We start from the raw sequence: 15,764 nt of genomic DNA, 5'->3' as shown, positions 1-15,764 counted from the left end.
CGCGCCCTTGCGCGCTACCTGCCGGTAAGTGTTAATGCGCCGTAAATTTGACTGGCCGTCACATTTCCCGGCCCTCCCGGCTCGGCCCGCCTTCGTCGAAAGGTGCTGCCATGCGGCGTATCTCCTCGTGGACGCGAATACTCCGTTTCGGGCTCAGCGGCTGCCTCCTGGCGGCCGCCTCCGGCTCCGGCATGTGCCCAGCGGTCGCCGGACCGGGCGGTCCGCAGCCGCACGGCGGGCGGTCTCAGGACGGGTGGTCGCAAGGCGGGCCGTCGCAAGGCGGGCCGTCGCCGGAGCAGAGGGTCGAAGCGCTCCTCGGCCAGCTGACCACCGACGAGAAGGCGACGCTGCTGCAGGGGGTCGCCGCACCGAACGGGGTGTACGCGGTCGGCTACGTCCGGGGCGTGCCGCGGCTGGGCATCCCGCCGCTGCTGCTGTCCGACGGCCCGGCCGGCGTACGGGACGGGCAACCGGCGACGGCGATGCCGGCACCGGTGTCGCTGGCCGCCGCCTTCGACCCGGGGCTCGCCACCACCTACGGCGCGGTGCTGGGCCGCGAGGCCCGGGCGCGCGGCTACCAGGTGCTGTACGCGCCGATGGTGAACCTCGTGCGGGTGCCGCAGGGCGGGCGGAACTTCGAGACGCTGGGGGAGGACCCGTTCCTCGCCGGGCGGGTCGCGGCGGCGGAGGTCCGCGGCATCCAGGCGCAGGGGGTCGCGGCGCAGGTGAAGCACTTCGCGGCGAACAACCAGGAGAACAACCGGCAGTCGTACAGCTCCGAGGTGGACGAGCGGACGCTGGCCGAGATCGAGCTGCCCGCCTTCCAGGCGGCCGTCCGGGACGGCCGGGCCTGGTCGGCGATGTGCGGCTACAACCCGGTCAACAGCATCTGGGCGTGCGAGAACTTCCCGCTGCTGCGGGACGTGCTGAAGGGCCGCTGGGGGTTCGACGGGGCGGTCGGCTCCGACTACCCGGCCACCCACTCCTCGGTGAACGCCGCGGCGGGCGGGCTGGACCAGGAGTTCGGCGGTACGTCGTACTTCGCCGACCTGACGGCCGCCGTGGCCGACGGGCGGCTCGCCCCGGCCGTCCTGGACGACCAGGTGCGGCGGGTGCTGCGGTTGATGGTCCGGACCGGGGCGCTGGACGGCGGCCAGCCGCCCGCCGCCGACCCCGCCGCCGGCGCGCGCGACGCCCGGGCGGCGGCCGCCGCCGGGACGGTGCTGCTGCGCAACCAGGGGTCGGTGCTGCCGCTGGATGCCGCCCACCTGTCGTCCGTCGCGGTGATCGGCCCGTGGGCCGACCACGCCTACACCGGCGGCTACGGCTCCTCGCACGTCGCCCCGTACCCCGACCAGGTCATGACGCCGCGTCAGGGCATCGCCGCCCGGGCCGGAGCGGGCGTCTCGGTGCGCTACCACCCGGGCGACGACGCGGCCGCGGCCGCCTCGGTGGCCGCCGGGGCGGACGTCGCGGTGGTGGTGGTCGGCGACGAGGAGACCGAGGGCGCGGACCGCGGCTCGCTGGACCTCGCCCCGGCGGACGACGCGCTGATCAACGCCGTCGCCCGCGCCAACCCGCGGACGGTGGTGGTGCTCAACACCGGCGGGCCGGTCACCATGCCGTGGCTGGACGCGGTGCCGGCGGTGGTCGAGGCCTGGTACCCGGGCGAGCAGAGCGGCACCGCGCTCGCCGACGTGCTGTTCGGCGACGTCGATCCGGCGGGGCGGCTGCCCGTCACCTTCCCGACCTCGGCGGCGGCCACGCCGATCCGGGACGCCTCCCAGTACCCCGGCACGGACGGCGCCTACCACTACACCGAGCAGCTCGCGGTCGGGTACCGCTGGTACGACGCGACCGCCACCGCCCCGCTGTTCCCCTTCGGCCACGGCCTCTCGTACACCACCTTCGGCTACAGCAACCTCACCGTGACCGGCCCGGACGCCGCCGGCCGGGTGCGGGTCGGCTTCGACCTCGCCAACCAGGGGGCCCGGACCGGCACCGAGGTGCCGCAGCTGTACGTCTCCTTCCCGTCCGCGGCCGGTGAGCCGCCGCAGCAGCTCAAGGCCTTCGACAAGGTCACGTTGGCGCCCGGCCGTTCGACGCACGTGGAACTGCCGCTGGACCGCTCCTCCTTCGCGCTCTGGGATCCCGGGGTGCACGGCTGGCAGGTGCCCGGCGGGCGGTACGGCCTGATGGTCGGCTCCTCCTCGCGCGCGCCGAAGCTGCAGGGCACGGTGGACGTCCCTGCCTCGCCGGCCGTCTCCACCTGGTCCGGGCGGATCACCGGCGCCGACGGGTCCTGTCTGGACGCGGCCGCCGCCGCCGCGGACGGCAACGAGGCGGTACGGCTGGCCGGCTGCGCGGGCACGGCGGCCCAGGACGCCGCGGTCGGCTCGGACGGCACCGTCCGTGCCCTCGACGGCTGCCTGACCCCGGCGGGCCCGGACGACGGCGCCGCCGTCCGGCTGCGGGACTGCACCGCAGGCGCCGACCAGGTGTGGCGCCCGGGCCCGGACTCCTCGCTCCTCCACCCGGAATCCGGCCGCTGCCTCGCGGCCGCCGGCGGCCGGCTGCTGCTGCGGACCTGCTCGGGGGGCGCCGAGCAGAGCTGGGCCACCCCCCGCCCGAGCGGCCGGGTGACCGGCATCGCCGGGCAGTGCGTGGACCTCATCCGCGCCGACACGGCCAACGGCACCGCCGTCCAGCTCTACCGCTGCAACTCCACCGGCGCCCAGGACTGGACCGTCGGGCAGGACGGCTCCCTGCGGGCCCTCGGCAAGTGCCTGGACGTCACCAACGGCTGGACCGCCGCCGGGACACCCGCCCAGCTCTACGACTGCAACGGCACCGGCGCCCAGCGCTGGCAGCCACGCCCGGACGGCACCCTCCTCAACCCGGCCTCCGGCCGCTGCCTCGACGCCCGCGACGGCAGCGGCGTCGACTGGACCAGGCTGCAGATCTGGGACTGCCACGGCGGCCCCAACCAGCGCTGGACCCTCCCGTCCTGACACCTGCCGTCCTGACACCTGCCGTCGACGCAGGGGCCCGCCGCCACCGGGGCCCTGCGCCGACGCGGACAACGGCCGGTCGCCGCGCGTGGCAGAAATAATTCGCATGCTACTCATTTGGCGCTATCCAGCCCGCCCCCGGCTGTGATGACCTTGGCGGCTGTGGCGTGCATCACATTGCATGACATTTCGTCACGTCACATCGCGTCACATCGCGTCACATCGCAGCGATATCGCGCTGCCGTGCGCGCCTGGCCCAAGGCGATCGAGGAGGTACTCGTGAGTGGCAGGAAGAACAGTGGCAGGGGGGCCGAAGGTGACGGCTTCCCGGATCTGGGCCCCGAGGAGCTGGCGGAGATCGAGCGTGTGATCCTCGGCGGCGACGACGGGATCGCGCTGCGGCACGCCGCGCACGAGGCCGGCGGGCCGCGCGTGTCCGCGGCCGATCTGCAGAAGGCCCTTGAGCTCCACGTGTGCATGGGCCTGAACGCCTGCCGGAACCACGACATCGACGAGAAGGCGCCGATGGCGGGCATGGGAGCCTGTGCCACCGTCCTGCACGTGTGCCACGGCGCCAACGAGTGCCGCGGGCAGGGCGGGTGCGGCTACACCGGCCCCGACGCGGAACTCGCCAAGCCGGGCGACCAGGCCTGTCGGCAGAACGGCAGCTGCGCGAGCCCGATCAACGTCAGCCGGGTGTTCGCGGGCGGCCCGCTGAAGGGCAAGAGCGTCTGGAAGCTCGCCCGCCAGCTGTTCGAGGCCCGGATGTACGCCGCGGGCCTCCCGTTCGGCCCGTCCCCGGGCGAGGGCTACCCGGACGACCTGGTCCCGCCGTACGAAGTGAACGAGGCCGAGCGGAGGAAGAAGAGGCTCGACCGGAGCAAGCCGCAGGTGCTCCCGCTCCCGTCGGACGAGGCGAACGCGTGACGCAGCGTCACCACGGCGAGCGGGCCGGCCGGGTGTCCCGCTTCGACCTGCCGAACCTGGGGTTCGGTGTCGGCCTGCGCAGCCCGCACCACCGGTACGTACTGGACCACCTCGGCGACGAGCTGGGCGCCGAGTGGCTGGAGATCATCTCCGAGAACCACCTCGACTCCCACGGCCACCCGCGTCACGTACTGGACCGGGTCGCCGAGCGGCACCCCCTGGTCATGCACGGGGTGTCGCTGTCGATCGGCAGCGTGGAGCCCCTGGACTTCGACTACCTGAGGAGGCTCCGGCAGCTGGCCGATGCGGTGGGCGCCGCCTGGGTGTCGGACCACGTGTGCTTCACCGGGGTCGCCGGGCTCAACACCCACGACCTGCTGCCAGTCCCCTTCACCGAGGCCGCGTTGACCCATCTGGTGCGACGGGTCAGGACCGTGCAGGACTTCCTGGAGCGCCCGCTGGTGCTGGAGAACCCCAGCACGTACGTGGGCTTCACCGCATCGACCATGCCGGAGGAGGAGTTCGTGGCGCGGCTGGCGGTCGAGGCCGACTGCGGGCTCCTGCTCGACGTCAACAACGTCTACGTGTCGGCCGTCAACCACGACACCGATCCGCGCGCATACCTCGGAGCACTCCCGCACGACCGGGTCGTGCAGATCCACCTGGCCGGTCACACCGACGCGGGCACACATCTGATCGACACCCATGACGGACCGGTCGCACCGGCCGTGTGGGAGCTGTACGACGCGGCGATCGCGCTGACCGGGCCCGTGTCCACCCTGCTGGAGTGGGACGACCGCCTGCCGCCCTTCCCCGAACTGGTCGCGGAACTCGACAAGGCGCGCCGGCGGGCCCTCGAACCGCCGAACGCCCGTGTCACGGCGGGAGTCTGACATGTCGACGGTCGAAGGAGCGCCGGCGCACCTGGCCGAACTCCAGCACTGGCTGCAGGCCGCCGTCCTCCACGCCATCGGCCCGGACCAGGAGGGTGGCGCGGCCACCGCCCAGGTGCTCACACCGTCCGGCCGGCTCACCGCCGGCGAGCGGCTGGACATCTACCGCCGCGGTTACCGGCTTCGCCTGCTGGCCTGCCTGCGTTCCTGCTTCCCCGCGTTGCGCCGACTCCTGGGGCCGGAGGCCTTCGACGCGCTCGCCACCGAGTACCTGAACACCTGCCCGCCCCGCAGCTGGACCCTGGAGCACTTCGCCGACGGCTTCGCGTCACACCTCGCGACCACCAGACCCGACCTCGACCCACCGGGCCGCGACGTCGACCTCTGGGTCCAGCTGATCGTCGAACTCGCAGGATATGAAAGGGCTTTCGCCGAGGTGTACGACGCCGAGCCGGCCCGCGCGTGCCGCGTGCTGGCCTGTCGGCACCCCGTGCACCGCTACGCGGCCGCGGTGGCCCGCGGCGAGGACCCGCAGCCGCCGGCCGCGCGCCCCGTACTCCTGCTGCTGCGCCGCCGGGACCACGGCGTCCACGTCACGGAGCTGACCGAGGACGTCCGGCGCACGCTGCTCGCCTCCTCGAACACCGAGCATCCCGACACCGAGCACCCCGACACCGAGCACCCCGACCGCCCCGACCGGGCCGGTCCGCCATCCGCACCGCCCTCACCGCGCCCCGAGCGCCCGGAACCGAACGGAGCCGAGGTATGACGACCGACGCCACCAAGCCCGCCACCCGCCGCCTGCCCGACATCCCCTTCGCCGTCACCCCGATCGGCACGATCAAGGCCGATCGACCGATCGAGGACATCGACACCTTGCTCAACCACCTGTACCAGGCGGCCCAGGTCGAGCTGTCAACCGTCCCGATGTACCTGTACGCCGCCTACTCCATCGGGACCAAGGGCCACAGCCAGTGGGACCCGGGAATCTCCGCCCAGCGCACGATCATCAGCATCGCGATCGAGGAGATGCTGCACCTGTGCCTGGTGCGCAACCTGATCATCGCGCTCGGCGGAGCGGACCGGATCGTCTTCTACGACCCGGACTTCATCACCAGGTACCCGAGCCTGATGCTCCATCGGACTCCGCCGCTGACCCTCCACCTGGAGCCGTGCAGCAAGGATCTGATGAACCGGGTGTTCCTGCCGCTGGAGCTGCCCGCCGAGAAGGGCGCCAAGCCGCAACCGGGCGAGTACAACACGCTCGGCCAGTTCTACAAGGCGATCGAAGTCGGCCTCAAGCACCTGACCGAGGCCGACCCGGACGACGTGTGGAAGTACGCGAAGGCAAACGCCCCCTGGCAGTACGAGAGCGCGTACTGGAACCACGACGGCGGCGGCGAACCCGTGGTCATCACCGACCTCCACACCGCCGAGACCGCTCTGAAGATGGTGGTCGAGCAGGGCGAGGGCGTGGACCCGAAGAAGGCCACCGTCCCGATCGACCCGGTCAACCCGCGCCCCGGCCTCGACGAGCTCTCGCACTACGCGAAGTTCAAGAGGATCGAACAGGGCATCGAGGTCACCGGGCAGGTCCGCAACGTCCCCAGCGATCCCCGGGCGAAGGGCTTCTCCGGACCGGCCGCAGGCCTGGCCGTCCTCTTCAACGCCGCCTACTGCTACACCCTGGCCATGCTCGACAAGCTCTACGACGTCCAGTCGAACTTCAACCCGAACCAGCGGAACACCCGCTACCACCTGGAGCGCACCTTCATCGCCTCGATGAGCGGTGTGCTCTACCCCGTCGCCGAACTCCTCATGACGACCCCGGGCAGCGACGACCCCGCCTGGGACGGGACCTGTGCCGCTCCCACCTTCGAGTACTACGACTTCGCCGCCGAGCAGAAGGCCAAGGGACACCGGACCATGAAGGAGCACCTGCTCTGGCTCTGCGAGACCGCCGTCGTCGACTTCCCCGAACTCGGCGGTGACAACAGCGTCCACTGGCTCCTGAAGAACCTGCCCAGCGTGGATGACATCCCCTCGGATCCCCCCGCCAGCCGCCCGCGCCCGATGCCCAACTGACGGACCGCGACCGGCGCCCCGGCACGCCCGCTTCGCGACTCGGTGACGTGAGCCGCTCAGCGCAGGCCGGCCACGACGTCCCTGACACGGGACAGTGCTTCCGGCTCCTCGTGGAGAGTACGTGTGACGAGGGATACCCCTTGGGCCATTGCCTGGGGTGTGCTCCTGCCGTTGAGGGCCATCAGGACCTTGAGCCTGAGGTCGAGGAACTCCTGTGCGCGGCGGCGGCAACCGGAGATCACGTCGTCCAGGCCGCCCTGGAGGTCGAACTCTCGGGCAAGGTGTTCCAGTCGGCGCAGGATGGCCGTCTTGTGTTCCCAGAGGAGGTGGAACTGCCGGTAGTCGATGAGGTGGTCTCCCGCCTCGACGGCCTTCAGATGGCGTATGAACCTGCCATGGACCTCGAACCCCGACGAGACGGTGAAGTCGGGCGGTTGGGCCTCGGGCTTCGGTGGGGACCACCACCAGTACTCGGTACCGGCGCGGAAGATGTCCAGCTCGGGTGCCTCCAGGTAGCTCGACAGCTCGGTCCACAGCCGCCCGGGATCGAACGCCGGGCGCGTCCGCACACGCTGGAGGAGCTGGACGGGGTAGCGGATCGCGGCGAAGTCGGAGTTCGGTGCCGTCAGGGACAGCGCTCGTTCGAAGGCTTCCTCGAAAGCCTGGTAGCCGAACTCCAAGGTCTGGAACCGCTGGCTTCCGGGCCGTCCGATCGCACCGCCGAAGCCGACGACGCGGAGCTGCTCCGACCGGTCGTCGTAGCCGTGGACGAGAAGCTCATGGACGAAGGGACGCGGCTCCCCCCGCAGGAAGGAGTCGTCCACGAAGACGATGACGTGCCGGCCGGAGTCGATACAGCTTCGGAGGAACGCAACGATGCGGCCGATGCGCCCGGCGGCCGCGCGATCCAGTGTCCGGGTGTGCAGGACTTCCCGACAGGTCAGTGAGCTGTGGAAGTCCAGGTGTGGCGCCTTCTGCTGGGAGTCGGAACCCATGGCATAGAGCTGGATGTACTGCGAGTAGAACCATGGCCTCATGGCCTCGTCCGCGAGGATCACGCAGAGCGGTAACGCGCCGGCCAGATAGGTGTTGTGATCACTTTGGAGGACGGTCGGGAGTTCGTTCTTTCCTGGCACTGTCGTTGTCACCACCGGATCCGGGACGAAGAACCACTCGGTACCTGCTGTTAGGGCGTGTCTGCCCGTGCGCCGTTCCGGGTCGGGCGGTGGACGGCGCACGGGCATGGCGAAGGACCCCTCGCCGTTCGTCCGCTCGGCCCTGGGGCCGTCATGCCCCGGCCCGGGCCGTCGCGGTGGCGTCCGCCAGCCGGGTAGCGGCTTCGGCCGGTGGGGGACGGCCGTTGCCGGGATGCCTGAGCTGGCGGTTCAGTCGGTCAGGGGGCACCTCCTGCTGGACGCGCTCGGAAGAGCGAGATAAATGGTCCATACCAAAATGGTCCATACCAATGGGAACTTAAACGCTTTAGCAGGCTAGCCATCACAAGTTCATTCGCGCAACGGGAAGTTGGCGGTGTCTTCGTGGCGCGTCCGGCGTCCAGGGTGTGCGGGCGGCTGCGGGCACCTCGGCGAGGGGCCGGCCGGCATCCCGGCGACCACCGTCTGAGCTGCTGATCTTCGGTGGACCGAGATCCGGGCCGGCGGACGGCGGGGCGGCTTGCCGCGGGTTTCGGCCCGGGCGATTCCGGAGGAGGAAGGCGGATCCGGGCCTCGGACCGGCACTTCGGGGAAGGTGTGTGAAGCTCGTAGCCCTGGTTGAAAAGGTGGTTGACATATCCTCGACCACTGTCCTTGTATGGGGCGGGCACAGACCGATGACGCAGGAGCTCCGGCATCCACGAGGGATCCGCCGGAGCCGCATGGGCGGGCCGACGCAGATAGCTCCAGGGGGGGCTGCGTCGAGCATTCGGTCGTTTCGAATCGATGACATGCCTTCTCCGCGGTCGGCGGGAAGGTGAGCCGAGGCCGTGCGATATCAGGCCTGGATCGATGCCATACCGTCCGCGGACCCGCCGGTGCACCCAGTGCACCGGCGTCCGGCGATGTGAATGAACGGGGTGGATGAGATGGGAAGCAGAACATCAGCGGCTGCCTGCCGGAAGGCCCGCGCTGTACTTCCGGATATCCGGGCTCAAGCTGCAGGGACGGACGACTCCGCCCGGTTCCCGGAGGAGGCTGTCGGGCTCTTGCGGGCGAACGGCCTGATGGGACTTCTCGTACCCGAGGAGTACGGCGGACTGGGAGGAGATCTCGGCGACCTCGTGGCCGTGGCGGGCCTGCTGGCGTCGGGCTGCTCCTCGACGGCGATGATCTGGGCGATGCACTGCCAGCAGGTCGACTGCATCGTGCGCTTCGGCTCGGCGCGGCTGCGGGACGAGCTGCTTCCGCGGCTGGCGTCGGGAGAGGTGTACCTCGCGTCGGTGACCACCGAGCCGGGCAAGGGCGGACACCTGCTCAGCGGGCGAGCCGCCCTGAACGGGGCGGGGGAGCAGCTGGGATTCGAGCGTGAGGCGCCGATCGTCACCGGCGGCGCCCATGCCGAGGGATTCCTGGTGACCATGCGCGAGTCGCCCGACGCCGCCGACCACCGGGTCATCCTGTGCTACGCCGACCGGCACCAGCTTTCCGTGGCCCCCTCGGGCGCCTGGAACACCTTGGGGATGCGGGGTACCGAGAGCCGGGGGATGAAGCTGGCGGGTACGGTGCCTGCCTGGCAGGTCGTGGGGAGTCCGGGCGACTTCAGGACCGTCGCCGTGGAGAGCATGATCCCGGCCGGACACCTGGCGTGGTCCGCAGTGTGGCTCGGCACCGCGCGAAGCGCGCTCTCCGGCGTGCTGGGCATGGTTCGGGCCCGGGGCGCCGGCCGTCTGACCGACCTGGTGTCCGAGCGGATCGCACGGGCCAGGATCGATGTCGAACTCGTCGCCGCCTATCTCGGCACCGTCCGGGACGAGATCCTGGCACGTCGGCGAGAGGGGTCGTCACTGAGCGGGACGGCGACCCAGATCCATCTCAACAATCTCAAAGTCGTCTCCTCGGAACTGACGTTCAGGGCCGCGGATCGCCTGCTCCAGATCGCCGGACTGTTCGAGGGCTACAGCCGGGATGCCGGAATCCCTCTTGAGCGGAACTTCCGCGACCTTCGGTCGGCGCGCCTGAATTTCAACAACGACCGCCTGCTCACCATGAACGGGGCGCTCGCGCTACTCGATCGCGATGTCACCGTCCTGCCCGCTGACCTGATATCCGTCATCGACTCGACGGTTGACGACGAGGACGGTCCGCGATGACTTGGCCGGCGGAATTCGAGGAAATTCTCCGTCGGCACCTGCCGATGGCCGACGGACCGGTCTCGGCAGACGAATTGCTGGCGGACCTGGGTCTGGACTCCCTTGCCATGGTGAATCTGGTGATGGATCTGGAGGAAGGGATGGGCATCTCCGTACCGGACGAGCGGCTCGTTTCCGAAACGTTCAAAACGGCAGGTGCGGTCTGGGCGGCCGTCGCCGACCTGCCGGTCAATTCAGATGCGAGCGGAGGGCACCATCATGCCTGAATCCCTGTTCAAGCGGGAAGCTAATTCGGCTTCGGCCGTGAATGATTCGGCACTCACCGAGTGCCGTGATCAGGTCATCGCCTCGCTGACCCGATACACGGAGCACGGGCCGACCACCGGCACGACCTGCTACGTCTGGCCGTCATCGGAGTGTCCGGTCGGCTGCGGGCACTGCAACTACGCCGCACCGATGTCCCTAAATCGGTTAAGCAGGTACAGCGTCGCCCGGGATCCGGCTCCGGTCCTGAAGCTGATGAACGGCATGGGCTTGTGGAAGGCCGTGCTGTCCGGTGGCGGCGAGCCCATGGTCGAGCCGGAGTTCTGCGAGCGGTTCGTCCATGAGGTCGACTCACCCGGCCTTGAGGAGATCGAGCTCATCACCAGCGCGCATTTCGCCGCGGACGAGGACGAGACCGGTCGGCGGGTGCGCAGCCTGGTGGACGCATGGCGCACCCGGCCCGCGCACCTGGCCAGGGCGAACTTCACCATCCGCATCAGTCTCGACTGGTTCCACGCCCAGCGGATCGGCGTGGAGCCGGCCGCCAGGGTCATCCGCCTGCTCGGTGAGGACGGCCTACGGGACGTCGGCTGCTACGTCAGATCCGTTCTCCTCGACGGTGATTCGACCACCGAGAAGCTCGCGGCGGCGCTCGGCGGGGAGCTCACCGAGATGGACGACTACCAGCGGAAGATTCATCTGCCGGACGGGCGGACAGTCCTCGTCTATTTCAAGAACCTGATCGTCGAAGGCCGGATGAACCAACGGAAGCTGTCCCGGTTGCCGGTCAGCCTCCCCGAGCAGTCCCTGGCCGAGGTGTTCGGCCGGCGGTTCGAGACCGAGCAGGGCAAGAGTGTGCCGGCTCGCACCTACAACGGCCCGCAGGTCCGCCACTTGGAGGGGCTGGCGTGCCTCATCGAGGACGACGGAAGGGTTCGCATCCTGGAAGGAAACGACCCGCACCGCTGCCCCAACGTCCGTCAGACGGACGACTGGGAAGAGGCCATCGAGTACCTCTACGCCGATCCGCTGACGGTGTACCTGGTCGACAACGGCCCCCAGGACCTGGCGAGGCTCCTGGCCGACGAGTTCCCGGACTCGCTCCGGATGGCCGCCGACACCAACCAGCTCTACCACCTGACCGAGCTCCTTCTGGCCGAACCCGACCGGCGTCTCTACGCGACCCTGCGCGCACTGGAGATCCACCTGGCCGAGGGAAGGGTCACGGCCGATCGCGAGACGGTCGAGCGCGCCTGGGCGTTGTTCTCGGCACGCTCCGAGCAGCGTCCCCCCGGAACCGGGCGGGACTGACATGCGCAACGGAACTCCACCGAACGCCGTCCTGGTCACCGGACCGCCGGGCGCCGGAAAGTCGACGGCGCTGATGGCACTCGACGACCGGCACCCCGATCTGGCCCGCTTCGGCGTGCGTGACTACGGGCTCCGGCTCGCGGCGGCCGGCCACCCGCTCGGCACGCGGATGCGCGAGACCCTGCTGCGTCAGGAACTGCTCCCCGACGAGCTCGTGCGGTTGGAGTTCGCCCACTTCCTCGACCACCTGCCGGCCGCCGTGCGGGTCGTGGCAGTGGAGGGCTACCCCCGCGATCGTCCGCAATGCGACGACCTGCTGCGCACCGCTGCCGACCGGGACGTGCGGGTGACCGGATTCGCCGTCGTGACCGTGCCGGACGGCACGGCACGCACCCGGGTGGCGAACCGCCGTCTCTGCGTGGAGTGCGGAGCGATGACGGACGACCCGGACGTCCCCGCCTGCCCTGGCTGCGGCGGCGGCGTGATGCGTCGCCGAGACGACGCGGCAGCCAGTTTCGAACGGCGTCTGGCCGACTACCACCGCATCATCGGCGACCTGCGCGCCTATTTCGCCGAGCGATCGCTCCTGCGCGAGGTCGATGGAACGCGCCCGTCGGACGAGGTCCGTGCCGCGCTGTGGGAATCGCTGGATGCCGTGGATGCCGTGGACGCCGACGTGCCCGACTCGACCGATGATCTGACCGATGATCTGGAGGACTGACCGATGGGCTCGGGTACCGACATGATGGCCCTGCGCAGATCCGCGCTGAGTTCGCTGGCGGACCAACCGCCCGACCAACCGCCCGACCAGCCGCCGCTGGAGCGCCGGGCGCCGTTCGCGGGATGGGAGATCGCCCTGGGCGAGGACCTCCCCGCTCCGGTCCATCCGGAAGCGGTCGGCGCGGAGCTCGCGTCCGCGATCGTGGACCTGCTGTCCAGGAGCGGCGACCCGGCCGGCCCGGGGGCCGCCCTGGTGAGCGGTGTCCCGCGCCACTTCACGCTGGAACAGGCGCGGACCTACCACCAAGCGCTCTTCCGCGCCGTGTGGGAGGTGTTCCGGCGCCGAACCGCCCGCGGAGGCGAGGAGAGCGACTTCCGGATCAAGGTCGGTACCATCTCGGACGGTGCCATCCCGATCGAGCTCTACGGCACCAGCTGGAGCTTCAAGCGCTTCCACACCGACTGCGATGCGCTGCTCTTCTCGCACCTGTACGGTCCGGTCACCGGCTTCACCGGTGGTGAGCTGCAACTCATCGACATGCGTCCGTACCTGCGTCAGCGTTCGCTGCGCTTCGACGAGGTCTTCGAGTGGTCCGACGAACTCACCGGCGGCCGCAAGCCCGTGCTGCGGGCCGACCACTGCGAGTCGGCGTTGGCCGAGTGCGGAACGACCGTCGGGGCGCTGGGGCCCGATCGGATCGTCTTCGTGAACAACCTGCCGACCGCCGGAGTCCTCCACGGGGTGACGCCGGTGGCGATGACGGATCCGGAGGGCTTCCACCGGGAGTACCACCGATGCAGCGTAAAGGACCTCCGACTGTGCTGAGCAGCTTTCCCGGGCGGCGGACCGCCATCATCGCGACACTCGGCCCGGTCAGCGGGACGCGGCCCTGCCTGGAGAACGTCCTGCGGGCCGGTGTGGACGTCGTCCGTCTGAGCATGGGCAACGGCACCCGCGAGCAGCATGCGGCCGCCGTGCGCGACATCCGCGAGGTGTCGGCCGACATCGGCCGGCGGGTCCTTCTGCTCGCCGACCTCCAGGGGAGGAAGAACCGGCTCGGGGCGCTCCCGGACGGCCAGGCGCAGTGGCAACCGGGCGAGGTCGTCACGCTGTGTGCCAAGCCGGTCGAGGCGGCGTCCCATCGCACCTGGACCACGCATCCGTGGCAGCCGGAGCGGCTCCGCCCTGGCGCCGAGGTGCTGATCGACGACGGTGCGATCGTCCTGGCCGTGACGGCGGCATCCGCGTCCGAGCTGCGGTGCACGGTCGTCCAGGGCGGTCCGGTGACGTCGGGCCGCGGCGTCACGATCCCGGGGGCGACCACCGTCCCCGCCGGGCTCTGCGAACGGGACGCCGACGACCTGGAGTTCGCCCGAGCACTCGGCGTCGACCTGGTGGCGCTCTCCTTCGCCGCCTCCGCCGACGACTACGCGGCGGTCCACGCGATCGCGCCCGACCAGCTGGTCATCGGCAAGGTCGAGCACCCTGACGCCCTGGCTTCGCTGCCGTCACTGGCCTCGGCCTTCGACGGCCTGATGGTGGCGCGCGGAGATCTGGCCGTCGAGATCCCGTTCGAGGACGTCCCGATGGCGCAGAAGCGGATCGTGGCGGAGTGCGCCGGCCGGGGCAGGCTCTCCGTGGTCGCCACCCAGCTCCTGCACTCGATGCGCCGGAGCACCCTGCCCACCCGGGCCGAGGTGTCGGACATCGCCAATGCGGTCATCGACGGGGCCGACGCGCTCATGGTGACCGGCGAGACCGGCTACGGCCTGCATCCGGTACGCGTGGTCGAGGTCCTGCACAGGGTCATCGTTCGAGCCGAGCGCTACCGGGACGAGATCAGCGAGGCATCCGACCGCGCCGTCGCGGGTGGTCGAACCAACCCGGACACGCACGGAGGAGAGCAGTGACCGACAGCCCGATCGACGACTCCCTGGCGCACGGCTGCCTGGAAGACCTGTCCCCGGAGGCGAGGCTGCTGCTGGCGCTCGCCCGTCCGCGGTTGGAGCCGGCGCAGCAGCAACGGATCTTCCGCTTCCTGACGGCCAACGGCCAGGACCTCGACTGGGGGCTGCTGGTCGACCAGGCGTGCCGGCACGGGGTCCTGCCGCTCATCGGGCGCAATCTCCTGACGTACCGCCTGGTCCACTCCGAGGACGGGCGCAGCCTGGCTCCTTACCGCTGGATCTACGCGTACGCCTACGAGGGGAACCGGCGACGCAACCACGCGCTCGCCGACGAGTACGCCAAGGTGATCCGGGGTCTGAACGCCGGCGGTCTCGACTACGCGATCCGCAAGGGACCGGTGCTCACCGAGGGCGTCTACGGCGATGTGGGACTGCGCCGGATGGGCGATCTCGACGTGCTGCTGAGCAGGGACTCGCTGCCGGAGTTCACCTCGGTCGTCGAAGGGCTGGGCTACCGACAGGGTCATCTCTCGGGCAACGCCGAGCTGGTGGTGCCCTTCGACCGGCGGACGCAGATGGTGTGGAAGGTCAGCCTGGCCAATTCGACGCTTCCCTACCTCAAGCCGGCCCAACGTGACGACGTCGAGGTGTTCGTGCTGGATCCGTGCTTCAACGTGTTCCAGCCCGGTTCCGGGGCGGTGGTCGATCCCGCCGAGATCCTGGCCCGCGCGGTCGACGCCGTGCTCTTCGGCGAGGCGAGCCGCAGGCTCGATGCCGTGGACCAGTTCATCGACGTCTGCGTCCAACTGCACGTCGAGGCGACGACGCTGATGTACATCGAGATCGGCAAGGACCTGACGATCCTCAAGTTCCTCGATCTCGTCCAGTTGCTGCACCGGCTGTCCGGCGAACAGCTGGAAACCCTGGTGTCGCGGGTCCGGCGGTACGGCTGTGTGGACAGCATCCGCTACGCGCTGCACCACACCGGGCAGGTGTTCCCCGACGGGGTTCCGCCGGCGCTGACCGCGGAGTTCGGGCCGGCCGATCCGGATCTGCTGGAGACGTACGGCGTACTGGACGGCCGGCCCGACCGCTGGGAACAGGGCTTCGCGGATCGGTTGTTCAACCCCAGGAGGTCGCGGACGCCGAAGGCGCGAAGCACCGTGCCGGGCCCACGGGCCGTGGTGTGACGCGGCTCGGGAACGGGACGGTGCAAGGATGCCGATGACGACGCGCGCTGCGAGGCGACCACCACCGCCGCCGGCCGAGACGCCGCCGCCGGTGCCCGGCGGACGGGCCCGAGCCCGCTCGTTGGCCGCCCTCGTCCGGAACGGCTTG

The 15,764-nt window shown here is 70.4% G+C and carries 13 protein-coding genes; 12 read left to right on the top strand and 1 reads right to left on the bottom strand.

Annotated features, from left to right (window positions below; translation table 11 throughout):
- Nucleotides 1-110 precede the first annotated feature (110 nt).
- The 5 genes from A6F73_RS34375 (at nt 111) to A6F73_RS34355 (ending at nt 6,916) form a co-directional block, all read left to right on the top strand.
- Complete coding sequence (locus A6F73_RS34375; protein ID WP_063352266.1) at nt 111-3,011, top strand: glycoside hydrolase family 3 C-terminal domain-containing protein; 2,901 nt, start codon at nt 111-113, stop codon at nt 3,009-3,011.
- A gap of 279 nt (nt 3,012-3,290) precedes the next feature.
- Nucleotides 3,291-3,938, top strand: a complete 648-nt coding sequence (locus tag A6F73_RS34370) for a hypothetical protein (RefSeq protein ID WP_159398692.1) — start codon at nt 3,291-3,293, stop codon at nt 3,936-3,938.
- Nucleotides 3,935-4,831: a DUF692 domain-containing protein gene (locus A6F73_RS34365; RefSeq protein WP_208869245.1), complete on the top strand. Its 897-nt coding sequence runs from the start codon at nt 3,935-3,937 to the stop codon at nt 4,829-4,831. Before A6F73_RS34370 ends, A6F73_RS34365 begins: the two co-directional genes overlap by 4 nt.
- A gap of 1 nt (nt 4,832) precedes the next feature.
- Complete coding sequence (locus A6F73_RS34360) at nt 4,833-5,600, top strand: DNA-binding domain-containing protein (RefSeq protein ID WP_063352264.1); 768 nt, start codon at nt 4,833-4,835, stop codon at nt 5,598-5,600.
- Nucleotides 5,597-6,916: a ferritin-like protein gene (locus tag A6F73_RS34355; RefSeq protein ID WP_063352263.1), complete on the top strand. Its 1,320-nt coding sequence runs from the start codon at nt 5,597-5,599 to the stop codon at nt 6,914-6,916. Before A6F73_RS34360 ends, A6F73_RS34355 begins: the two co-directional genes overlap by 4 nt.
- A gap of 56 nt (nt 6,917-6,972) precedes the next feature.
- Here the strand turns inward: A6F73_RS34355 and A6F73_RS34350 are convergent, their stop codons facing one another.
- Entirely contained in the window at nt 6,973-8,160 is a 1,188-nt protein-coding gene (locus A6F73_RS34350; protein ID WP_159398691.1) for a hypothetical protein, read from the bottom strand.
- A gap of 839 nt (nt 8,161-8,999) precedes the next feature.
- On the opposite strand from A6F73_RS34350, the gene A6F73_RS34345 reads away from it, so the two are divergent.
- Genes A6F73_RS34345 through A6F73_RS34315 form a run of 7 tightly spaced genes read left to right on the top strand, consistent with a single transcriptional unit; the run spans nt 9,000 to nt 15,616 of the window.
- Complete coding sequence (locus A6F73_RS34345; RefSeq protein ID WP_063352758.1) at nt 9,000-10,223, top strand: acyl-CoA dehydrogenase family protein; 1,224 nt, start codon at nt 9,000-9,002, stop codon at nt 10,221-10,223.
- Complete coding sequence (locus tag A6F73_RS34340) at nt 10,220-10,489, top strand: acyl carrier protein (RefSeq protein ID WP_063352261.1); 270 nt, start codon at nt 10,220-10,222, stop codon at nt 10,487-10,489. Before A6F73_RS34345 ends, A6F73_RS34340 begins: the two co-directional genes overlap by 4 nt.
- Nucleotides 10,482-11,798 carry a radical SAM protein gene (locus A6F73_RS34335; RefSeq protein ID WP_208869244.1) on the top strand — a complete coding sequence of 439 codons (1,317 nt, stop codon included), beginning with the start codon at nt 10,482-10,484 and terminating at the stop codon, nt 11,796-11,798. The genes A6F73_RS34340 and A6F73_RS34335 overlap by 8 nt, the downstream gene beginning before the upstream one ends.
- A gap of 1 nt (nt 11,799) precedes the next feature.
- Nucleotides 11,800-12,519, top strand: a complete 720-nt coding sequence (locus tag A6F73_RS34330) for a nucleoside monophosphate kinase (RefSeq protein ID WP_063352260.1) — start codon at nt 11,800-11,802, stop codon at nt 12,517-12,519.
- Nucleotides 12,520-12,522: 3 nt separating this feature from the next.
- Complete coding sequence (locus A6F73_RS34325) at nt 12,523-13,344, top strand: hypothetical protein (protein WP_063352259.1); 822 nt, start codon at nt 12,523-12,525, stop codon at nt 13,342-13,344.
- Nucleotides 13,338-14,429: a pyruvate kinase gene (gene pyk / locus A6F73_RS34320; protein WP_063352258.1), complete on the top strand. Its 1,092-nt coding sequence runs from the start codon at nt 13,338-13,340 to the stop codon at nt 14,427-14,429. Before A6F73_RS34325 ends, pyk begins: the two co-directional genes overlap by 7 nt.
- Nucleotides 14,426-15,616: a nucleotidyltransferase family protein gene (locus tag A6F73_RS34315; RefSeq protein ID WP_159398690.1), complete on the top strand. Its 1,191-nt coding sequence runs from the start codon at nt 14,426-14,428 to the stop codon at nt 15,614-15,616. Before pyk ends, A6F73_RS34315 begins: the two co-directional genes overlap by 4 nt.
- Nucleotides 15,617-15,764 lie beyond the last annotated feature (148 nt).

This window comes from Streptomyces sp. MJM8645 (genome assembly GCF_001625365.1).
In the GTDB taxonomy this organism is placed as follows: domain Bacteria; phylum Actinomycetota; class Actinomycetes; order Streptomycetales; family Streptomycetaceae; genus Kitasatospora.
This window is presented reverse-complemented; position numbering and strand designations above follow the sequence as displayed.